The organism is Halobacteriovorax marinus SJ (assembly GCF_000210915.2).
In the GTDB taxonomy this organism is placed as follows: Bacteria; Bdellovibrionota; Bacteriovoracia; order Bacteriovoracales; family Bacteriovoracaceae; genus Halobacteriovorax; species Halobacteriovorax marinus.
This window is the reverse complement of the sequence record NC_016620.1, coordinates 92,475-115,935: the sequence shown is the minus strand read 5'-3', so window position 1 is coordinate 115,935 and position 23,461 is coordinate 92,475. Positions and strand designations below refer to the sequence as shown.

Here is a 23,461-nt window from a genome sequence, read left to right as displayed (position 1 = left end):
AAACGTCCTTATTCACAAACCTGATATAATAAATACTTAATATAGAATGCTTTACTTTTTAAACTTTCGAAAGGGTGGTCAAATCCTTGAACACCAATGTCTAATAAACTCAAAGTTTTTCCAACATTTAAAGATGCGTTAGATACAGTCCTATCTAAGTCCTCGAGGGAAACACCGTGAGTACAGCTTGCAGCGATATAATAACCATTGTCCTTTATGACTTTTAGAGCCTTTGTATGTAGCTTCTCATAACCGCCAAGAGCTTTCTTCACATTTCGCTCACTCTTACTAAACGCTGGAGGATCACTAACTATTATATCAAACTTATTATTATTTTGAAGGCATTGTTCAAGATATGAGAAAACATCAGAGCGTGTAAATGAACCACGGCCTTCAAAATTATTTAACTTTAAATTATTTTCTATATTCGTCTGCATGTCTGCCTGATCAACAAACTCAACTTTTCCAACTCCACCTCTCAAGAGGTGAAGCCCCCAGCTCCCCACATATGAAAACAAATCTACACCACTTTCGAGGGATTCAATTCTCTTCAAGAAGTTTTCTAGCTTAAGTCGATTTTCTCTATGATCAAAGTAGTACCCAACTTTTTGAATAGTTTTTGCTGAAACAGAATACTTAAAATCATTCTCCAGGATTTCTACATCAGAAATTTCTTCAACTTCATACTCAGGCAAAAGCTCATTTTTTCGATATTCTGCCTTGTCAAAGAGCACGACCTTTTTTGATGGATAGCTCTTAATCAAGAAATCTTTAATCTCTAATCTATACTTATCTAAACCAGCCGTATTAATTTGTATTAATACATAATTTTGAAAAACGTCTACAATTAAGCCTGGTAGAAAGTCTGAATCACCATAACAGAGACGGTAATTTTTATAATCTATATACTTAGATCTCTTTGCTAGAGATTTTGATAAAAGGTATTCGACTATCTCCAAAGGCGTTCTTTCAGAGTTCTTCTCACAGACAACTCTCAAGCAAGGCCCCTGTGTCACCAATGGATTAATAAAGCCTATAAACTCTCTCTTTTTACCTTTTACTATCACCCACTCCCCTGGAGTAAACGAACGAATACTTGTTTCTATATCTCTTTCGTAAAAAGAACTACAATACTGAGAAAGCTGCCTAGCTGCAGCTTCTCTCAATGAAATTTCTCTCACACATCCTCTATTTAATTACTTTTAAAAATGGTAGGAAGTCATTTGCTGTGTTAGCAAGAGCATCCCTTTGATCCACGAGTAACCAATTTAATGTTTTCTCTAAATTATTTTTTCTATCTAATACGTAACTAATTTTTGTAATTTCATCGTAACTAGAATTTCCCAAGCACTTTTCCTCTTCCACAGAACAATAGCTTTTTACAGTTGTACCATCAACGTACTTCCAAAAAGGCTCGATTCCAACACTGCTATTATAAATGACTCTCATGCTCTTAGTGAGATCTGAAACTCCACTCTTTTCCACTTCGAGCAAGTAATCGTATGCATTTGAAACTAACTTATATACTGTTTCTGATCTACCTTTCTTTATAATATTCTCAACAAGATTGGAGACAGCCCCTCTTACATAGAGAACCTCTCTTAGAGATGCATATCCTAGATTTAAAACTTTCCAGTACTTTTTAACACTATTATTATCGCTAAGTTTCTCATATAGAAAACTGACAACATTCAAAGTTGGAACAAGTGCATTTTTAAGTAAGTACTCTTCACCAAAGCTGCTCTTTAAAAATTTGAATTCTCTCACAATACTGGTTCCAATAGAAATAGACTCAAAGACAGTGTTGTTAGAGAACTTCTCATTATTCCCTGTACCAAAAACTTGTTCCTCACTACCTAGATAAGTTGAAATATAAAGACTCTTTGCAATTATTTCTTCAAAGATTCTTAGTTCATTGTATGAGAGCGTATTGATCCACTCGACAAGGTTGTCGAGTGTTGAATCTTCTTCAATATGAAGAGATTTTAATAAGTCTTCTCCCACTTTATAAATCTCACTCTGTGGAACACGGGATAAGATAAATTCATTCACCCTCTTGAATTGAGGTAAGTTGATAAATTCTTCAAATTGTTTTCGAGATCTTCCCACCCTATCATGTACGACTCTTCCCATATTACTGAAGCCAGACATTTCGGAGATATACCCCAGGGCCTTTCCGTTATGTTTTTTTAAGACATCATCATCTAAAGGAAAGAGTTTTACTTCTTGAGCCTCGAGTGCAGAAGATGCTACGAAGTTATACATAAAGGCCTGCATAAACTCGCCATAATTCATTCTTGGCTCTAGACCATTGCCATTATTTACGTCAACGAGACCATCATAGGCCCAAAAAGCATTCTTCCCTTTACGTCGCTCTTCTTTTGTCATCGACTTTCCACATCTAACACCGGGTGTGTTTAAACAAAGCCCCATTAACCTTTGTTTCTCTTTCACCACATCTGTGTAGTCATCACCTTTAACTACAGCATTAAGGTACTGAACACCTAAGTAATTATGTCTGAAGGATACATTACGAATAACCTGATCTATTCTCTCACTCGTAGTTAATGTATAATACTCTTTATCGCTATTTAAAGTATCTCTATACTTTACCTTCTCTCTATTAACCTTTAGGCTCTTGTCACTTAAGTCATATAAGTAATTGAACGACTCAAGAAGTGTTAGCTTCTTTAACTTTGTCTTTTTCCCATCAAGAGGAATCTGTAGCCCTTCATCAGGTAGTGCGCCTTGAAGCAGGTATTGAATAGGAACACCTTCAGAAGCTTCATGCCTCATCGCCATTCTTTCGGCCAAGAGATTTACATTCTCTTTTACCTTTTCTACAGAAGGACAGACATGTCTTCCCACATGAATATTTAAGAAGTTTCTACAACTATAGCTCTCATCTTCTTCATACACAGGGGCCCTAAACTGACTATTCCATACTTCAAAATCATCCATTACATCAGGAATAACTTGAAAAGCTTCATCAGCTTTATCTTTATTTTGTACAAGTTCTGAAATTATACCGTTTCTAAGTGCAGAATCTTCATCTGACCCAACCCAGTTCAAGGTAAGGCCAAGTGTGTTTTTTAGAATATCCACTCCCCGTGCTGTTTTCACACCAAGCTCGAGAAGATATTTTCTTCCTTGATCTAAAAAGTCCTCAATACCTTCATTATTTTTTCTCATTTCAACATCGATAGAAACAGATGTTGAGATAACCCACAAAGTCATTTCAGGCGAGAGAAGACCACCTATCTCAAAAAATTGATCTAAGCTAGAGTTTGGAAAACTTTCTTGGTACTCATTAAAAGCACTCTTAATCCCCAAGGTTAAATCATCCAGAACGTAATTATCATTAACTCCAACACAGGCACTTGGATAATTCTCTATTAATTCCACTAAGGTTGAGCTAGTACTTAATGAATTCACACATTCTCTAACCTCAGACAATTTATTATCATCTCTAGTTACTAATGAAATTGATGGACCTTTCACTGGAGTGACGTCGCTTACATCACGAATAGAGAGTCTACTTAAGGCATCTTCCTTGAAAGATCCCCCTGATGTTATCACTTTTAGCAGCTCTAGTATGTGATCCCTTGAAAAGAATTTCTTATAGTCTCCTAAGATTTCTTCTCCATGGAACTTAGCAAAGACTGACTTAAGTGATTGATACGTAACTTCCTTACTTTGTTCATCTTTATTATAGTATTCACCAATTCTCGACCAATCAGTTGAGACCTCTTTAAGAAACAGTGAATAGAACGAAAAGAGTCTAACGTAGTCTGTATCTGAATCTAGATGAATATCTATGAATTTGAAGAGAAAATTCTGTTCTTCTTCATTCCAAAAGAGCCACGACTTCACCCACGAATTTAAATCTTCTGAGTTTTTCTCTTTAAACAAATCATTCATTATATATGCTAAAGAATGAAATATTTGTTGATCCGATCTCTTAAGGATTCCGAGTACTGTCGAATAAAAGTCACCACTGTTTTCAACAATTACCCTATTCACTTCATTGGCAACATTGAAGCTATCACTATTTAAGAAGTCCATGAAGAATTCATGATTATATGAAGTTAATTCGAGTGTAAATTTAACGAGATCAATTGTTGGGTTTTTCGCTAAAAGGTCTATTGAATACTTCAATACATTACTTAAATTAATCTTGTGATTAACATTTCTTCTTTGTGAGTACTCAAAGTAATTAACAACTCTATTTGCATCAGTAAGATCAGGGCAAATTGGCCTTGCATATGAAATTGACTCTGTAGCAAGAAGTAACGTATCAAAAAATTTTACGATATCATCAGATTTCAAATGAACAAGTGTATTTTCAATAAGTGACTTTATATCTATCGCCAGCTGAAGATTTTCATCACTGCAGGCTATACTACTATTATAAAGATCATTTAATACCTTTATATCTCTTATCATCTGTGGCTGCTTTAACACCGGCAACTGTACAATAGAGTCGATGTAATTTTTAGATACGTCTTCTCTCTGTATCCACTGATACACCCAATTTGAATCCGACACAGGTTCCTTAGCAGAGAAAAAACCACGTAAAAGGTCTACGTCCTCATCCTTGAGGCCATCTATATACTTCTTTGCAAACTCAGTAACAATCATAATTCTGAGCTTATTAAAGAAGGTTGTATCATTGAACTTAACTATTTCTCTTCTTAGTCTCTCTGCATCTCCACCGAGAGCATCATGAAACTGATCTACAATTCTACTTAACTCTAGCAAGAGATTTTCGTCTCTATTTAACAATAGAAGCAGTTTCTTTATTTCATCCTTTGTAACAAGGTTCTTTCTTCCTTTGCAATCTTTATGTGATGGGTCCTCTGCACATACAAACAAAGCATTGAGACCATCATAGAAGTTTGTGTCTGTTAATGTTGTGATGACTCTACCTAAATCATCTAGAGCACCATCATTATCTAAATCTTGATAGTACTTTATAAACCTATCTCTTCTAGCTCTATCGCCAAAGAAAATACCGTCTATTGGTGCAACCAAACTATTCCAATGATGATCTGTTGTTTCACTAAGCGCCCTAAACATCTCTACGAACTTTCTATCCCAGCTTGTACATACAAATAAATTTACGAGATTCTTTCGATATAAGAAACCTTCATAAAAAGTTATGTCAGAGCAGGCCTTAAGTTGATCTATATCTCTATTCGTTCGTGTCTGATCTGATACGATCTCAGGTGCATCCTGCTTAAAGCAGCCTGCAAAGAATACAAAGCAAATTAAAAACAGAAGCTCTTTAGATAGTTTCATCTATTTCTTTATCCCCTTCGTCATAAACCTCATTGCTTTCCCAGTGTTAACCTCATACTTACTAAATTCTATCGTTGAGTTCACTGTTCTTTTATTTGGTTTATTTTTCTCATTATTAGTTACGATTTCTTGAGTTGTTTTAATATCGACTTTTTCTGGAAAACCAAATCCATTATAAGATTTATATTCAAATTCATTTTCAATAGTCGTTAACTGTACGCCTTGTATAAGCTTTATTGTCATCTTATCGACAACCCACTTATTATTACTCCATCCCTTTACCCCAAGATCAAAAGTAGAGCTATTGACACCTGTCGGACTAAAAGTTTTAAACTCTTCTAACATTCCATTTGATTTAAATTTCAATTGAATTTCAGATACAGGTCTTGTACCTGTTCGATCCTTACCTCTTACACCTTTACCACTAGAGGTTTTAAAGTAGCTCAATTCATAACTTCTTACTCTAGGTGCTAGCTTTAGTGGAACAACGAAATCAAGTCTATTCTTTATCATTTGCTTTAGCTGATACTTAACCTCTTCAAATCCCTTTGGAAATCCATTAACTTCAATTTGATATTGGCCAGGAAACATCCAATAGACTTTAAAGTAGAGATCTTCTATTTTTCCAAAGCTCTGTCTCTTATTTAAAGTTTCAACAAGATTTGAAACTCTAACTTCGAAAACTAAATCTTTAAGACCATAACTCTCTGGGTGATAGTATCGAATATCGAATTCGTTCACCTCAGGAATATTTACAGCTGAGCTATTGATTGAAAATAATAATAGAAAAAATAAACTTACAACTCTCATTAATGACTACCTTAGATTTGAGACTTTAAACTTATTATATTCTACAATTTATTATAACTTCACGAAATGATTGAAATTCTTTCCTTCCATGCAGGATCAATATAGACATCAATCCTTTTCTCTTTCTTATAAATCACTTTTCCAGCAGCACCTTTTACTGCCTTTAGGTTCTTTACCTGAGTATAAAGCAATGGTACTTGCTCGCCACTGTAGTTACTATGGTGAGCGATAATACTACCTATTAATTGTAGTAGCTTAGCATCTATTGGAGCATCGATTGTATTCTTCAAAAATAGGTGAGAACTTTTGTCACCATCAATATGAAACCAATAGTCGTCTTTTTTGCTCCAGTTTTTTCTTAGCCAATCGTTACTTGTACTATCAAGTCCAATAGCAACTTCTACCCCAGATGATATTAAATAAACTTTTCTGTTGACATCATTTTTCTTTGTAACAAGGTCATCCTTGACCAGTTTCCAGACAGGTTCAATTGTCTTACCTAAACCTTTTACAATAAACACATCGCCACTTACCCACTTCTTAAACTCTTCTCTCGTTCTAGAAAGTCTATCCTCAAGTAAGCCCTCTGCGTTTCTAAAAGCCTTTATCTTTTTATAAATAATATCTCTTCTCTTAAACTCATTGAAATTCACATCAATTTTAAAGGGTATTCCTTCTATTTTAAATTTATAGTCTTCAGGAAGTTTGTAGCCCTCCTGCTCAATTATCTCTTTGAGTATTTTCCATTTTTTAACTTTTAATAGATCGGTTTCAATATTCTTGAGTTTTCTTTGAAAGAACTTCTTCTTTCTTTTTGGGAATTTATGAACATCTACATTTTTTCGCAAATCTTCAAAGTAGTGTTCCTCATTGAATTCTTTATTCTGAGGTCGCTGGGCCTTATTATTGCCAGCGCCAATAGACTTGTAGATACTTATGAGATCATTATTTCCCATAAACTCTTGCCAGCCAAGCCAACTACAAAAGATTCGATGCTTCTGTCCAATCTTCTCTTCTAATGAGAAGTATAGCTCTCTCCCTTTCCAGAACAATGTAAAGTTATAGTGAGCGTCTCTCTTGGTGAAGTAGATATTGACGAGCCTATCGTCTAAGAGAGTTTCAATCTTATGTACAATTCCACCCTGAACATACTTTCTACAAAACTCTATAAACCTGTCTCGTATTCTATACTCAGTAGGAATAGTCTTTTGACCAAAGAAAATTCCCTCATACTTCTCACCTCTTCCAACATAGAGATAAATAGACTTCCCTGGTAACCTCATCGAAAAAGATAAATAATGGGGAGATGAGAGTATTTTTTGAAGAACAGGTGTACGAACTCTCTGGTCAATCATGCACAAGCTATTGTATTGTTCTATAATATTATTTAAATCTGAAACATTTTGAATCATGGCACTCAACTTACTAGATAACAATTCTTCATTTTTAGAGTATTTAGACTGGGATGAAATTCTAATCAAGCTTTCATCTCATTCTTATTTTCAACATACAAAAGATGTGGTTCCTCGTCTTCTTAATTATAAACCGAATCAAATTATTAATCGAGATCTAACATATTTAGACCTCTACAATGACGACTTTGAGAGCTTCAACACTTCTCTTGGCGATATTTTCTCAACTCTTCCAAGAACAGATGAACTTGAGAAGCACCTCGCCTCAATTGAAAAAGACTTAGTCCTCGATCTTTCTGAACTCAATACGATTTGTAAACTTTTAGAAGGCTATCCATCTGTGGAGAGGCTCTTCGAGCATTTTAATATTGATCACAATTACCCTGATCAATCCATCAAAAGTAAAATTAGAAATAAGTTTATTAATAAGTTTAGAAATCTTGTCTCAAAAGACGGATCAGAAAGTCTCGAAAATCACCCTCAACTCTCTCCTCTTTACAGAGAGCTTAGAGAGCTTGAAAAAGGGCTTCGAAATTCAATAAATATTTCAGCCAGAAAAGAGACCTACAAGAAAGTTCTTCAACATAGTGAATACGACGTTATAAATGATCGTTATGTATTGGCCATAAGGTCTGATTCATATAATTCCAAACTTGGTGTCATTATAGCAAAGTCTAGTACAGGAATGACTCTCTTTGTAGAGCCATATGAACTTAGAGAGAAAAGTAACCAACGTATTCAAATCATGGCACAGATAGATGCCATTATTAATGAGATCTGTCGTAATTTTTGTACTACTCTACTAGAGTTTGAGAGAGCTCCTCTAAATGAACTTCATTATCTCTACAAAATAGATCTTATTAAAACAAAGGCCAACTTCTCAGCAGAACTTGGTCTCAAAAGACCTCAGTTGAACGAATCAAAAGAAGTCTACATCAAAGATTTCTTCCACCCATTAATTGAAAACTGTGTTCTCAATACACTACATCTTGATCCGTTAACGAAAGGTCTGATCATTTCGGGTCCAAATACTGGTGGTAAAACTGTTACTCTTAAATCTGTGACTCTATGTTATCTACTAGCGGCCATGGGTTTATATGTCCCTGCGGGTGAATGTAATATCTTTCTACCTGATGGGATATACTACTTTTCACATGATCAACAAGATCTCTCCAGTGGTCTGAGTTCTTTTGCATCTGAAGCCAAAAATTACTTACAACTATTAGATGAAATCTCTGAAAACTCCCTTATTGTGGTTGATGAAATTTTCAATTCAACATCTTCTGAGGAAGCTTCGGCCCTAGCAATTTCTTTCTTAGAGCAGATTCATTCAAGATCAAATTCTCTAGTTATTATATCTACCCACCATCAGTTCTTTAAAACCTACATCCACGCTTCTAAAGAGTATATTTCTTCTCATGTTGGTTTTGATATGGAGACAAGTAAGCCAACATATAAACTGAATTATGGCTCACCAGGTAGTTCGATGGCCTTTAAGATTTTTGATATCTTGGCCGAGAAGTTTGGCTTAAGTAATACCATATCTTCCAAAGCAGAACACATACTCGACAAGAAGCAATTATCTTATGAGCAACTTCTGCAAGAGCTCTCACAAAAGAAATCGGAATTAGATAAGAAGCTTATTGAAAACAGACAATTGAATATAAATTTAAAGAACCAAAAAAAGTCTATGGACGGTCTCGTTTTACTTGAGAAAGAAAGAATTACTTCTGAGTACAAAAAGAAGTTAGATAAGATTATCTCTCAAGCAGAAAATCTTCTCGTAGAAACCAAGAAAGGAAAAATTGACTCTAGAAAACAATTTGAAAAGAAGGTTATAAATTTAACGGACAGTATTCCCGACCCTAAAAAGCAAAAATTCAATGAGAGAGTTAAGCAGACAACAGCAGAAAAAAAGATCTCTATTGATCAACTCAAAGAAAACGACTACGTTTTCTCTCCTACATTTAACAAGAACTTAAAAATAGTTTCTATTAATCAACGTAAGAAAGAAGTTCAAGTTCTCAACGGTAAGATGTCTCTTTGGATGAGTATTAAAAATCTTACATGGCCTACAAATAAACAACCTCCTAAACAGAGCATTCAAGTTAACTTCACAAAGTCTGTATCGGGAAAGCTTGAGATAGATGGAAGAGGGATGAGGCTTGATGATTTCCAAAGATTAGTTGAAGACTCCATTCATGAACTTATCAATGGTGACATTCCATTTCTAAATATCATTCATGGTCACGGAGAAGGAATTCTGAAAAAGTGGCTACGTACATTTTTAAAAAGCTATACTGAAGTTTATTGGCAATCAGAAGATGGTAATGACGGAGCAACAAGACTTACTCTAAAAAATTGATGATCCAATTCTTGAAGGTCTAAAGAGGAACTCCTCCCCATCTCCGCTAGGAAACCTGATAGAGAACCAAATCATCTCTGCACGACCTTTTACGTAATTAAGAGGAACAGTTCCCCAAAACCTAGAGTCATATGAAAAGTCTCTATTATCACCCATCACAAAAAGTTCGCCCTTAGGAATCGTGATCTTGTCCTTATTCACTAAGAAGTAGTTATCACTATCCTGCTGGATGAAGTACTTTGCATCACCATTTTTTACGCTAAAGAACTTAAGCTTATGTTTTTTAAACTTTGCTTCCATATCTTTTAAGAATGGTTTCGCACTCACTGCTGAAGTGGTGGTTGCAACATCATTTACATATATAACCTTATCTTTAATTTCGATTGTATCGCCCGGTAGTCCAATGACTCTCTTAATATAATTAATAGACGGATCCTTAGGGAACTTGAACACTATCACATCTCCCCTTTTAGGAAGATCTTGCTTAAAGACATAACTAGGATCTAGGTTAATATCTCCAAAGGCCATATCAGAAAAAGGAATTTTCAAACCATAGGCAAATTTATTAACAACAATATAATCACCAATCTTTAAAGTTGGTATCATTGATCCTGACGGAATTCTATATGGCTCATATAGAGATGACCTAAAAACCAATACTGTAAATATAATTGAAACGATGAGAAGAACTTCTTTCTTTAAATTAGCTGGCTTTTTATCTGGTACTACTTCTTCAAAATCTTCCACTAAGTATCCTTATCTTCTTCTTTACTCTTAGCTTCAGATATATTCTCATTTAGTGGATTTACTTCTTTATAGTAGTACTCTATCACTTTTCTAGCTAAATACGATGATTTCACATACCATTTTTTTAAGTTGATATTCATCACAGCAATAGATATCCCTTTTCCATGACTTTCGTTAGTCGGTATAGCAAAAGATGTAAACCAGTCTCTTTTTCCAAATGGAACACCACCAGTAATTGAGCCTGTCTTTCCACCGATCTCAAGACCTTCTCTAAGCTTTCTATTAAGTCTTCTAAAAGACCCTCTAGCTGTTCCTCTTTTTACTGTTGTTTCCATCAGCTCTTGAAGCTCTCTTGCCGTTGCAACTTCCAAGACTCTCTTTGTTTTATGCTGAGGGCTCCAAATCATTTTATTAGTATTATTATCACTGATCTCTGTAACTACTCTTGGGTAATTTAATACTCCATCATTGGCCACAACAGAAGCCAAGATTGCAGCATGAACAGGGGAGATCATTGTTCTCTTATTAAATCCAGAAGCCATCTCTGCTAATTCATAATCTGTATCTGGCATTTCAAATACTGACTTAGACAAGCTGATTTCTTCCATTAACTTTTCGTTAAAACCAAAGTCTGTGGCCATATCAAAGAGTCTCTCACCAGTACTATTTTTTATAGCTGCTTTTCCAAAAATAACATTATTTGAATAAGCAAATGCTCTTTCAAATGATTGCCTTCTTTGCCAACGAGATTTCTTATCCTTTAATTGATACTTATATAATGTTGTCCCTCTTCCTCTGAACTTGAACACACTATCTTTAGTTACTTCTGATTTTTCTAGCAGATCTGCTGTTGTCACAATTTTAAAAAGACTTGCAGAAGGGTGTGTTGAGCTAAAAGGTAAACTCATATTGAATTGATTTCCATCTCTCTCATAACCTACGGCCGAAAGAATGAAACCTGTTTCATTATCAATAACGATCACAGATGTATAATCAGATCTATATCTCTTTAAGAGCTTCTTTATGTAGTCAGTTAAATCAGAATTAAGTGAATACTTAATATTAACTTGCTCATCTTTTAGAGCGATTTGCTTTGGGAATGTTTTCTTACTAAATCTAAATGCTTCGTTTAAATTATCTTTTATTATAGTTCTTGTTGTAATGATTTCTTCTCGTTTCTCCTCTTTCTTCATCTCTTTCCAAAGATTATAGAGACCGAACGAAGAGATAGCTCCGACAACAAGCAATGATAAATATAAACTGGTTTTATTTTTAATATATTTCATAAGCATTTATTATGCCTTATATCCACGCCCTATGACAAAAAATTCTTTACTCACAGATCTTGTAGACTTCGGTTTTAAGAAATCATACTGCTTAAAGAGGCCTTTACTTTCTTTAAGGAACTTCTGGGCCTGGTGACTATCAAAAACTTTTATTACCATATTCCCATTTTCTTTCAAAAATACAGGGAGAACTTCAAAAACTTTTTCTACTAAGTTTAAGCTTCTATCCTGATCTACTGATCTAATTCCCGTCGTATTAGGCGCCATATCTGATAAAACCACATCAAATTTATTATCTGCACCTAGCTGCGAAGTTGTATCTACATCGAAAATATCTTTTTCAAAAAGAGTTACATTTTTTAGAGTCAGGAGTTTCTTATTAAGTGGTCTTATATCAATACCAATAACCTTTCCTTCTGCTCCAACTCTTCTACTTGTATATTGTACCCAAGATCCTGGGTGATAACCAAAATCCACTACTTGGTCACCCTTGTTTATTATTTTAAATTTGCTATCAATTTCTTCAAGCTTGTAAACACTTCTGGCCAAGAAATCATCTTTCTTTGCCTTTTTAAAATAATGATCCTGTACTTTAAAACCCATATGAATATCTTCCTTACCTAATCTAGGCAGCCTTTAGCGTATTTCTTTGTTCTAAGTGCCCACTAATACCATATTTGCGCAACTTTGCAATTAAGGTGGTCTTACTTATCCCCAGTGATTTCGATGCCTTATTAACACCTACCCCCTTATTTACAAGCTCATCTACAAGGATTTTTCTCTCTAAAAGCTCAATTTGTCTCTTAAAGTCACTCGAGCTTGTTTTAATAGAGAGAAGTTTACGGGGAAGGCTCTCCTTCTCTATCACTCCAAAGCTCTTTTTAAGCATTAAAAGCTCTAAGGTATTCTTCATTTCACGGTAGTTTCCTGGCCATGAATAATCAATTAGTGCACTTCTAACTTCATTAGAAAATGCTATATTGATGAGATTGTTCTTCAGCTTAATTTCCTCTATAAACTGCTCCAAGATTTCTTCCCTCTGGGCACTCGACTTTTCTTTTAGCGACTTTGTTCTTATCGCTACACCTCCGAGCCTATGAAATAGGTCCTCTCGAAATTCACCTCTCCCAACCATCTCTTCAAGATTTCTATGGGTAGCGAAGATAAATCGACCATTGAAAGATGTTTTCACACTAGCACCAACTTTGTAGAAGTCTCCTGAGTCTAAGAGTTGCAAAAGCTTTTTCTGTTGATTTAAGTCGATCTCACCTATCTCATCAAAGAATAAAGTTCCTCCACTTACTTGTTCGCAAAAGCCTACCTTATTTTCAATTGCTCCGGTAAAAGCTCCTTTAAGATGACCAAATAATTCACTCTCAAAAAGAGAATGAGTAAGGCCTGCAAGATTGCATTGAATAAAATTTTGATTACTTCTTATTGAACGTTGATGAATCTTTTTCGCGAGAAGTGTTTTACCTGTTCCCGTTTCACCTTGTATTAAGATTGGATATTTTGAATCGTATAATGCTTGCAAAGCGACCTCCCATTTGAATTTGGAAGGTCTAATTTTTACTAGTATTTGAATAGTAAAAGAATCAAAAGTTGATCTCTTATTTCACAAGTGAATTATGTAGCACTTCTGCGCACTCTTCTCTACACCATATCAATTCGCCCGCAATTTTCTTATCGGCCAATGAAGTCACCTCTCGTCCCGCTTGGTAAAGCTTATATCCTCTTTGCCAACAGAGTAATGTTCCAGCAGCAATATCCCATATATTCTTCGGTGTCTTTGAGTACACAAAGTCACAGGCCCCTGAGGCCAAGAGACCGAGCTTAAAAGCAATACTTCCTCTAGCTGCAATAGTCACATTATCCACATCGTTTAAGTGATCAAGTAAGCCCTTCTTCATATCTCCCTTAGAGACATAACCAAAGAGTCTATCTTCATTGTAAGTAACGGGCTCCACCCATGCATCAGCACTACTTAGCTCAAAGCCAGTGAAAGGATTATAAAGCCACGCAAAACCTTCACTTGGACTGGACATAATGGCCAAGGATACTGAGCACTCACCCAACCCCTTTGAAAGCTCTCTTGTTCCATCGATTGGATCTAAAATTATTGCAGGAAAACCAAAACTCTTTTGGTCTTCTTCGCTAAAGAAATGAAGGCCTTCCTTGTTAATTAAGTCACTAAACTGAACATGCATCATGTCAGACACTTCCTTGTCCACCAAGGTGACGAGTGAGAAGTCTGACTTCTTTGTAATTCCTAAAGACTCCTGTAATGATGAACCATTAAGGCGATTTTTTACAATTTCTAACACTTCTCTTCTAAGAATATCTACTTTTTCTCTATTTAACATTTCATTATCCATATTGTTTTCATAAGCCTGACATTATATCTAATACAATTCAAACCTTAACAAAACCCAAATTTTTTTTGATTTTAAAAAAATTTTGTATTGACATCACACTTTTACTCACAAAAACGCCGAAGTTATCCACAATCACGGAGTCCCTCTGTCAATTATTTGAAGTGATTAACTCGTCCTTTAGAAAGTCCTGTTTTCAGCACTTTAAGATACTGTTCTTAACACTCTGAAACATTCTTACATTACGCGACAAGAGGTATTCACAAAAAAATCAAAGTTATCCACAAAAACGCACTTTATCCACTTTACTTTCTAAAAATATATGTCATCTAGTTATCCACATTTTCTCTATTTGATTGTTTAAATATCCTAACAATTACGTCTAAAAATAAGGGAAAGAAGCAGTGGCAAAGTGACTCTGACTTTGAATCTAACTCATATAGAATTAGTTGAATCTTAGGCCCTATTCTCCAGTAGAGAGAATTTCTAAATCACCATGCGAGGCCACAGAACTAGCAATAATATCACCTTCAGAATTAGATGACATACTAGTAACCAATCTTATCTCTCCAAGCTGTGGATCGACAAAAACGAAAGGTGATGAATGTAGCTTCGAATTAGTTAATTCAAATGAGTCTAAGAATTCACAATATAATTGATGGGTGAGCCCCGATTTAAACAAAGAAACTCCTTTTCCAATGTTAACCGTACTCTTAAATATATTTTATCATAAAAAATATAATTAACTATCAAATAGTTTAAGGAATATTTTAACCCTTCCTTCAAAATGGGAATCTAACAAACAAATGAGAATGTAAATTAAGTAAATCATATTACGACTAGACCTTAATCTACTGATATGTAAGAAGATTAACTCTAAAGGGATTAAACTAAATAAGGTAATAATCCAAAGAAGTGAGAACTTACTTATTGTTGAAATATTTACAAGCATTCCAAAGAGAATTAATACGCCTAATCCAACCAGTAATTCTTCAAACTTCACTGCTCCAAACTTTAGAACTTGAACACTTTTTATACTTGGAATAAAGCGTCTAATAAGAACAATTAAAAGGCCAAACACAGAGAGAATAAAGAACGCTTTTCTATCTATTAAGTTTGCTAAGTTATAAAATAATTCAAGCCCTCCTGGATGATAAATCTTAGTAAAATCAAAGTTTATCATAAAGGTAATAAGTGCTAGGACTAGGCCAAATGAAGCATACTTCAACGTTTGTCTCTTAAACCAAATCGTCTTATCTTTAAGATAGAAGAACATCAGAATCGCTATTTGAATTAGCGAAAGTAATGTATAGGAATGATTTATAAGGGTTCCAAAGAAACCTAGCAGACCAATAAAGAGACCTGTTCTATAAGTTGAACTCTTCGTAACCCATAACAATCCCCAAAGCCATACGAGAGAGTATGTATCTATCAAAGTCGTTCCCAAGTTTGCACTTATGATCTTTGAAACACTCCATGACGATAACAGAGCAAAAACTCCAAGCAGCGACAATCTTCTAGAGATAAAAAATCTTAAGAACGCATAGAAGGTAAGGAGATACATCGAAATATTTACGGTATAGAAATACGTCGTCCATCCAATTTTAAAGAGGCTAGGGTAACTCTTAAAAGGGTAGAATGTTACCGTTAGAAAATTCCAAAACATCTCATTGATCTGGTGAGATGGATCTAGAAAAAATATGAGAGCATCTCTTTGAGCAAGTGAGGGGAGTTCTGGAACAGAGAAAACTATTAAGCTCACAATAAGCGTAACTAGAGTTTTCTCAAAACTATCAAGGTAGCGAAACTCAGAGAAGTTTGTCGTCACCGACTCCTGAATAATCTTTCCTCGGGTGGGCCATGAATAGAATAACCCTAGAGCACCCCATATAATCCAAAACGAATTATAAACCCACTTGGATGGTAGTAAATAAAGTAAATTAAAAATGATGATGAAAGAGAACATTCCTAAAAAGAGTCTATAAACAACTCTATCAATTGAGGAATTTACTCGGAAATAAATCTTGAATCTATGATCAATTTCTTTACCCAGGAAGAACCACTGGCTCATGATGAATGAGCAATAGAGTATCATGAATAAGAAGAGATAAATGGGCTTTAGACTTAATGACTTCTGAACATAGACAGGTATTAAGAGAAAGGAAAAGTATATAACTATCCGATATAAAAAGAATTTAGACTTTAAATATAGTATTCCCGACTTTTTCTCTAAAGTATTTTCCATAATAACCGATCATATTAGTACAACATTTGAGAAATATATTTTCAAATGTCCATTACTCGCTCGAAACGGCCGGATCCCCAATCCGGCCTTTTTTTATTCTAAGCGATTAATTAACTTACCGAAAGTCATTTTAAGTATTTATAAAATTTATCTATTTTCTGGCCCTCAAAAAGTGCGTAGAAAATACTGCCCCTTTGCCGGTCTCATTGCGTCAAACACTCCGTATGCTATTATTTAAAGGCGTATACCAGCTTCTCTTAGGATGAGAGAAGAAACTTCAGGAGGAAGATTTGGGTATTTCTTTTGGCTCCATTGCAACAGGGCTCCCAAAAGATATTGTTAAGCAGATTATCGCTGCAGAGAAAATTCCAATTAAAAACATGGAAACTCGTAAAGAGAAAATCGGCGATAAGAAAGCACTCGTTGGAGAGCTTATCCAGCTCATGGAAGGGGTGCGTGGAAATGTACTCAAGAATGGTAACGCAAGATCGCTAAGAGAATTAAAAGTAGAAACAAATGAAGAAATACTAGGTGTAAACGCTGATAAGAATATTGCTCAGCCTGGAACCTACCAAATCGAAGTTACTCAACTCGCGCAGAAGTCATCGGCCATGAGTTCTGGTTTTGAAAACCCAGACGAAAGTTATGTTGGTGTTGGATTTATTCAATACTTTCTTCCTGATGGAGAAAGTAAAGAGATCTACGTTGACTCTGATAATTCAAACCTAAACGCAATCGCCAAACTCATAAACAAAGACTCTGAAAACGGTCTGCGTGCTTCTGTTGTTAACGATGGAAGTGGTAGTGATTCTCCGTGGAGAATTATTTTATCACTTGAGGAAACTGGGGATGAAAAAAGAGCCGAGTTTCCTTACTTCTATTTTGTTGATGGTGAGAATGATCTCTATCTAGAATTTGAAAGAGAAGCTCACGATGCGAAAGTTAAGCTCGATGGATTTGAGATAGAACTACCAGAAAATAAAGCTTCAGAACTTATTCCTGGAGTCACTCTCGATCTCAAAAAAGCAAAGCCAGGGGAAGAGTTCACTTTAAAGATCTCAGAAGATACTCAAGCCATTACGGCAAAAGTTGAAGGTCTTGTTGATAGTATAAATGGCGTTCTAGGCTTTATTAAGCAGCAGAACAACATGGATGAGACGACAGACACCTCTAGAACACTAGGTGGAGATATCATGCTCCAATCACTAGAGGGAAGGCTTAGATCTACAGTATTTAAAGATATAAAAACAGAATTTGGATTCAAGAGATTTAGTGATCTTGGAATCAAGTTTCAGCGTGACGGTTTACTAAAAGTTGAGACGGAAGTTTTAAATAACGCCCTATCAAAAGATTATAAATTGGTAACACAAGTCCTCACTGGTCACTACGGAGAGGAAGGTAAAACGAAGGGGTTTATTGATCACTTAGGTGATACTGTTAAAGCTTCCCTACAGTTTCCTAATGGCCTACTACAATCTAGAAAGAACTCTCTTCAATCTAATATCGATCAAATCGACAGAAGGATAAGTAATAAAGAGAGAATGATTGAACAGAAAGAAAAGAATCTAAAAGATAAATTTGCAAGATTAGAAGGAACAATTTCGAGAATGAAGAGTCAAGGCTCTGGTATCGCGGCCCTCGGTGGTGGCGGACCAAATCCTGTGACTCAACTCGGCTAACCATTGGAGGTGGTTATGAGTTATGGTTTAGGTGCTTATAAGAAGACATCAATTCACACAGCAAGTAAGGAGCAAATCCTACTGATGCTTTATCAAGCAGCTATAAAGAGTTGCAAGAAAGCCATTGAGGCCATTGGTGAGAAGAATATTCCGGCCAAGGGTGAACACATTGGAAAGTTACAAGACATTGTCATTGAACTTAACAACAGTCTTGACTTTGAAGTTGGTGGAGATATCGCTAAAGAGCTTTCATCTCTTTACGATTTTATTTTATTTTCAAGTACACAAGCAAATATCAAAATTGATGCTGAACCACTTGAAGGATGTCTAAATGTACTCACAACTCTATATGAGGGTTGGGGAGAAGCCATCAAGACACTTAGAAAAGAAAGTGCTCAAAAAGAGCAGCAGGGGGCCTAATGATCAGTAGAATTTACAACCTCCTTATGAGACATACTGCTCTTCTAGATAGCGGACTCAAACTAACTCATGCAATGTATCTAGCTACATCTAGAGGGGATATTAATCTCGTAAACTTTGAAGCTGACAATAGAGAGAGAGTTATTAATGTTTTGGAAAAGTTTCAATCTGAGATTGAAGATATGACGGCAACACTTAAGGCCGACGAAGTTACTCCAGAACTAGTAGAAATTCTAAAGGCCTGGCAAAATGATCTTAGAAATTGGTCATCTGAAGTTCAGGCAATAGATAATAAATCTTCTGAGCTCCTCGAAGCGCAAAAACTTGAAACAACCAAGGAAATTGCTACGGTATTTACGTCAAGACAGCAATTTAAAGGCTACAACCTTAGTAGTACTAAAAAATAACCTTAATTTTACCTGAACTCATAGTATTTTAAAGGCTTATGGGTTCAGTGTTTATCGGCTATTTTTTATAATCTCATTGACAAAAATACGCAGACATGAGGAAATATAGAGGCGAGAGCTAGGATTCGCTCTCCTTCTAAATTCAGAGTAAACCTTAAGGAAGAGGTAGAAAACGTGTCTGGTCATTTTAATTCAGAAAATTCAAATATACATAATGAAACTAAGGATAATTCCATGGAAGAGCTATCTTTATATAAGTATGAAGTAAAGGTATCTAAAACAGAACATAAAGTTCCTGTTGTTAATGATGTTCACCTACATTCAATTTACAACCCTATAAAGGAAGCTGCGGCCCTTATGGCCAAAAATACAGCGATCATCAAAGCGAAGAACGAACTTCTCGTTCTAGGACTTGGGTATGGATATCACATTCAAGAAGCAATCCTACTACTCGAGAAAGAATGGGGTAATGATTATAAGGTAGTCGTTATAGAGCCAAATGAAAAAGTATATAGCGACTATAAGAAATATGTATTAATCAACAATGAAAACGTAAAGGTATATGCTGCAAATGAAATTGTTGATCTCTATAAAGATAAAGAATTTGTAAATTACTTATTAAATAAACCTGGAATTATTAGTCACCCTGCGAGCTTCAACCTCTATGAGAACTACTTCAAAGGACTGCTGTCATACAAAGCTCCTAGAACGGTAGCAAGCTTCAAAGAGTATATTCAGTCATCATTTGTTGAAGAGGCCCTAGAGTCATTGAATCAGGACTTAGATATTGTCTCTGCAATTGATGAAAAGCTATATCCTCACAGTGGAGAGATTGATAATAAAGATCATTTCCTTATGACATTTCAAGAAATGGTTAAGGGTTCACTTCAACTAGAAGGAAGAGAATAAAATGAAGAAGACACTTGTTGTAAACTTAAGACGTTTCGGTGATATTTACAGCTCGGCTCACCTAGTTAACTCTATGGCCCAAAAGGGTGAATATGAAGTTTCACTGCTTGTATACAAAGAGTTTGAAAAAGCAGCCCTCAACATTGAAGGTGTTTCTCATATTTATACAATTGATAGAAAAAGAGTTATCACTCTAACTAAGAGTGAGATCTTTAATAATGGATATGCACTAGAAGAACTTGAAAAGGAACTCTCTCCTATTATGTCTCAAGAATGGGACCAAACAATTAACTATTCTAACGATAGGGTATCCACTCATATTGCCAGCACACTAAACTCTAAAGAGCGCATTGGCCTTCACTTCACAAACAAAATGAAGAACCAATATAACTCGGACTGGGGAATGCTACTAAACGAAGTTATTACTGAAATGGAGTTCTCACCTGTTCACTTTAATGACATCTATCACAATATGCTTGGTCTCGATTACAACAGAGAGAACCTAAGGCTTAAGACAAGCGCAAATCACAATGAGAATGCATTTAAAAATATAAACTTCCTCAGAAATGCAGAGGAAGGAAAAGTTAAGAAAATCGTTGGTATTCAACTCTTTACATCTGAAGAGTCAAAGAATATTCCTGAAAAGACAATCATTGAAGTCATCGAGAAGCTACACGAGCGTGATATTGTAACAATGCTTTTAATCGCTCCAACAGAAGATGAAAAAGAGCGTGCACAAATTATCAATGATCACTTTGAGGGTAGACTTGTCTCAGTTGAGTCTGACTTCCATGCACTAACTAGTGTTGTGATTAATTTAGACGCTCTTATTACTCCAGACACTGCCATTAAACATTTAAGTGATCTTGTTGAAACTCCATGTTTAGAGGTTAGTTTAGGAGCATCACCTTTTCTTAAGCAGGGATCAATCGGTGAGCAATCTTTAATTCTATCAAGAGTTCTAGAAGATAGAACATTCTCAAAGAATGATCTTCACGACGATCTACGAGCAGATGATATTGTTAACTCTACTCTGCTACTACTAGGACTTAAGTCCTTCAAGAATACTGAAATTGGAAGTAATTATACTCTATATAGACCATATAGAGACGCTCTAGGTACTTCTTACTTTGCAATCAAAGGCGATCTTAATACTGAATTAGAGGTTCAAAGACTTGCCCTAAGAATGTATCTTGCAAAGACACTTAATCAATCTGAAGAGAATACTTTCTGCGAAATGATTCAAGAGATAAAAGGTGAGCACTTCAAACGTTGGATGACCAATGAGAAGGAAGCCGTTACGAATATTACCAAGGACCTCCTTGGGGCCATCCGATCTCTAATACAAATTTCAGAAGGTGCGAATCAGTCTAAGAATTTTATCAACTCTCTCGGACACTTAATTTCACACTGTGAAGATTCGACGATGACAATGGTTCCTTCACTCTTCTTAAGAGCAAGGCTTGAGTCTATCGTTTCAAACAAGATAGAAGACTCTGTAAAAGAGGTTGAAGCGCAATTATACAAAATGAAAAATGAACTTCAAAAAGTTTATGAAGTTCTTAGAACAATAGAAGAATACTCTAGAGAGCATGAAGCTAACTCTGCAATAGAAAACAGGGTTACAAATAGAGTACAGCAAGCAATATTATAATTTATGCCAAGGAAGGTGTATGAGTAATTTCGCAAACGAAGTTGTTAGCAAAATCGAAGAGATCAAAACTAGGTCTAAAGAAGGCAAAGCCTTAAGCCCTGATGATCTCGAAGTACTATTCCTGGCCTCATTACTAGAAGAGGAAGGAAATGGTAACAGCTAAGGAAAGTAACGATATCCCACCACAAGAAGCCAAGAAGACAATTGCAATTGTCCAAATTCTTAGGTTAGGTGATATTATTCAAACGATTCAAACTGCAAAGTCTCTACGTGAACAACATGGAGACAAGTACCAATTACTTTTAATTGCTAGAAAGCAATTTGCAACTCCACTCAAGAGCTTAATAGATGAAGTTTTTGATGAGTGCATAACTGTTGATCTTAAAGACCTTGTTCTTAAGAGCGATAAAGTTAACTTAGAGAACACACAAAAAAATATTAAGGCCTTAACATCAAAGATCAACTCACATCACATAGATGTCTGCATAAATCTTTCTTACTCAAAAACTGCAAATTACTTAATGAGTATTATTGATGCCAAACATCGCATTGGACCTTTTTATGATCAAGCGGCCAATATCGTAATCAAAGATAAGTGGTCTCAATATCTATATGCTAATGTTTTAGAGACAAGCTTAAATTCATACAACCTAGTAGATCTTTACAAATTAATTATTGGAATAACTCCAAAAGAAAATACAGAAAACGCGATAAAACGATCAGCTAGAAATAAAGTTTTCGTTCACCCATTTGCATCAGACAAAAAGAAGGTGTGGAGCGAAGGGAAATGGGTTGAAGTCTTATTTAAATTCTTAAAAGACAACGAAGAAAAAAGTGTTCACTTAGTTGGTGCAAAGGGAGATCTCGATGCAGCAACAAAGATTTTAAATAACCCATTACTCGCCTCTTACAAGGAAAGAATCCACAATTTAGTTGGAAATAAATCAATCGGGGAGCTAAAGGATCTTCTAGACGATGATTCAATGTTTATAGGTCACGACTCAATGGTTAGTCACCTAGCAAGCCTCAAGAGAGTCCCAATTATTACAATCTCACTGGGTCCAGTTAGAACATCAGAGACTGTTCCTTATATAGCTGGGGCATATAATCTATCGCCACAGACAAAGTGCTTTCCATGCAAGCCAGATACAGCTTGTGACTTCTATCAATGCCATGCTGACATTCCATACCAACCAGTTAACGAAGTCTTGTCACAAGTTGCAAGAGGTGAGGAAGTTACAAATGATAGTCTAAATAAAGCACTATCCCACTTTCATTTAAATTCTATAAATATAAATAAGACAAGCTATAACTCGCTTGGGATTCTTTCTCTTGAACCAGTTCTAGAAAATGAAGCCTCATACGAAGACACTCTAAAAAAGTTCTTTGAAATCACTTGGTGCTTTCTCATCAATGAGCTAGAGGGCAAAAATCCAATTCCAAAGATATCAGATAAAACTCACCAAAAGCTCCTTAAAGATATGCAAGGTCTGCAGCAGTTATTTGAACTTTGTGAATTTGGTAAAAAGTATTCAAGATATATATTAGAAGAAATTTCAGCAGAAACTCCCAATCTCAACAAGATAAAAGAATTCTCTAAGAAAGTTGATGAAATAGACAGGCTCTCAGACATTATATCTGAGACTTATCCACAATTAAGTCCGATTATTAACTATGGAAAAGTCTCAAGGGCCAATTTACATGGTGAAAATCTAGTTGAGTTAACTGAAAGTTCATTTTACTCGTTTCACGATCAATCAAGTGCAACCAGTGTAATGTATGAGCTTTGTGAAAGAACGCTCACATTAAACCAAAAGAATAAAAACTCAAATAATCAAACAACGATAAGGTAGG

General features: G+C 35.4%; 19 protein-coding genes. 8 read left to right on the top strand and 11 right to left on the bottom strand.

The annotated features are described in order from the left end of the window. Nucleotides 1-8: 8 nt before the first annotated feature. The 4 genes from BMS_RS00550 to BMS_RS00535 are packed head-to-tail and all read right to left on the bottom strand — an operon-like array spanning nt 9 to nt 7,466. Nucleotides 9-1,181: a class I SAM-dependent rRNA methyltransferase gene (locus BMS_RS00550; protein ID WP_014242837.1), complete on the bottom strand. Its 1,173-nt coding sequence runs from the start codon at nt 1,179-1,181 to the stop codon at nt 9-11. A gap of 7 nt (nt 1,182-1,188) precedes the next feature. Next, nucleotides 1,189-5,301: a hypothetical protein gene (locus BMS_RS00545; protein WP_014242836.1), complete on the bottom strand. Its 4,113-nt coding sequence runs from the start codon at nt 5,299-5,301 to the stop codon at nt 1,189-1,191. Continuing rightward, on the bottom strand, nt 5,302-6,111 hold the full coding sequence (locus tag BMS_RS00540; protein WP_014242835.1) for a hypothetical protein: 810 nt from the start codon (nt 6,109-6,111) through the stop codon (nt 5,302-5,304). 59 nt (nt 6,112-6,170) lie between these two features. Beyond that, nucleotides 6,171-7,466, bottom strand: a complete 1,296-nt coding sequence (locus BMS_RS00535; protein WP_014242834.1) for an NFACT RNA binding domain-containing protein — start codon at nt 7,464-7,466, stop codon at nt 6,171-6,173. A 55-nt stretch (nt 7,467-7,521) separates the two neighbouring features. On the opposite strand from BMS_RS00535, the gene BMS_RS00530 reads away from it, so the two are divergent. Next, on the top strand, nt 7,522-9,888 hold the full coding sequence (locus BMS_RS00530) for an endonuclease MutS2 (RefSeq protein WP_014242833.1): 2,367 nt from the start codon (nt 7,522-7,524) through the stop codon (nt 9,886-9,888). On the opposite strand, the gene lepB is transcribed toward BMS_RS00530, so the two are convergent. From lepB to BMS_RS00495, 7 genes are all read right to left on the bottom strand, one after another. Beyond that, a complete protein-coding gene (gene lepB, locus BMS_RS00525; RefSeq protein WP_014242832.1) occupies nt 9,877-10,635 on the bottom strand; it encodes a signal peptidase I in 759 nt (252 codons plus the stop codon). The two genes, BMS_RS00530 and lepB, sit on opposite strands and share 12 nt — an antisense overlap. Then, on the bottom strand, nt 10,635-11,921 hold the full coding sequence (locus BMS_RS00520) for a penicillin-binding transpeptidase domain-containing protein (protein WP_157765587.1): 1,287 nt from the start codon (nt 11,919-11,921) through the stop codon (nt 10,635-10,637). The genes lepB and BMS_RS00520 overlap by 1 nt, the downstream gene beginning before the upstream one ends. A 9-nt stretch (nt 11,922-11,930) precedes the next feature. Next, on the bottom strand, nt 11,931-12,524 hold the full coding sequence (locus tag BMS_RS00515; protein WP_014242830.1) for an SAM-dependent methyltransferase: 594 nt from the start codon (nt 12,522-12,524) through the stop codon (nt 11,931-11,933). A 22-nt stretch (nt 12,525-12,546) separates the two neighbouring features. Continuing rightward, nucleotides 12,547-13,455, bottom strand: a complete 909-nt coding sequence (locus BMS_RS00510) for a sigma 54-interacting transcriptional regulator (RefSeq protein ID WP_014242829.1) — start codon at nt 13,453-13,455, stop codon at nt 12,547-12,549. A gap of 76 nt (nt 13,456-13,531) precedes the next feature. After that, on the bottom strand, nt 13,532-14,296 hold the full coding sequence (locus BMS_RS00505; protein ID WP_014242828.1) for an inositol monophosphatase family protein: 765 nt from the start codon (nt 14,294-14,296) through the stop codon (nt 13,532-13,534). A 460-nt stretch (nt 14,297-14,756) separates the two neighbouring features. After that, nucleotides 14,757-14,975: a hypothetical protein gene (locus BMS_RS00500; protein WP_014242827.1), complete on the bottom strand. Its 219-nt coding sequence runs from the start codon at nt 14,973-14,975 to the stop codon at nt 14,757-14,759. A 60-nt stretch (nt 14,976-15,035) separates the two neighbouring features. Beyond that, nucleotides 15,036-16,388: a hypothetical protein gene (locus BMS_RS00495; protein ID WP_157868204.1), complete on the bottom strand. Its 1,353-nt coding sequence runs from the start codon at nt 16,386-16,388 to the stop codon at nt 15,036-15,038. A 440-nt stretch (nt 16,389-16,828) separates the two neighbouring features. Here BMS_RS00495 and fliD point away from each other — a divergent pair, with 440 nt between their 5' ends. The 7 genes from fliD to BMS_RS00465 all read left to right on the top strand — a co-directional run bounded on the left by fliD (nt 16,829) and on the right by BMS_RS00465 (nt 23,460). Then, nucleotides 16,829-18,217 (top strand): flagellar filament capping protein FliD, encoded by a 1,389-nt coding sequence (fliD, locus tag BMS_RS00490; protein ID WP_044557133.1) that lies wholly within the window; start codon nt 16,829-16,831, stop codon nt 18,215-18,217. 15 nt (nt 18,218-18,232) lie between these two features. Next, on the top strand, nt 18,233-18,637 hold the full coding sequence (gene fliS / locus BMS_RS00485) for a flagellar export chaperone FliS (protein ID WP_014242824.1): 405 nt from the start codon (nt 18,233-18,235) through the stop codon (nt 18,635-18,637). Further along, a complete protein-coding gene (locus BMS_RS00480; RefSeq protein WP_014242823.1) occupies nt 18,637-19,044 on the top strand; it encodes a hypothetical protein in 408 nt (135 codons plus the stop codon). The genes fliS and BMS_RS00480 overlap by 1 nt, the downstream gene beginning before the upstream one ends. 234 nt (nt 19,045-19,278) lie before the next feature. Further along, nucleotides 19,279-19,953, top strand: coding sequence for a hypothetical protein (locus BMS_RS00475; protein WP_014242822.1), 675 nt, complete (start codon nt 19,279-19,281; stop codon nt 19,951-19,953). A 1-nt stretch (nt 19,954) separates the two neighbouring features. Beyond that, nucleotides 19,955-21,607, top strand: a complete 1,653-nt coding sequence (locus tag BMS_RS00470; protein WP_014242821.1) for a glycosyltransferase family 9 protein — start codon at nt 19,955-19,957, stop codon at nt 21,605-21,607. 19 nt (nt 21,608-21,626) lie between these two features. Further along, entirely contained in the window at nt 21,627-21,770 is a 144-nt protein-coding gene (locus tag BMS_RS17545; RefSeq protein ID WP_014242820.1) for a hypothetical protein, read from the top strand. Next, nucleotides 21,757-23,460 (top strand): glycosyltransferase family 9 protein, encoded by a 1,704-nt coding sequence (locus BMS_RS00465; RefSeq protein ID WP_014242819.1) that lies wholly within the window; start codon nt 21,757-21,759, stop codon nt 23,458-23,460. Before BMS_RS17545 ends, BMS_RS00465 begins: the two co-directional genes overlap by 14 nt. Nucleotide 23,461 lies beyond the last annotated feature (1 nt).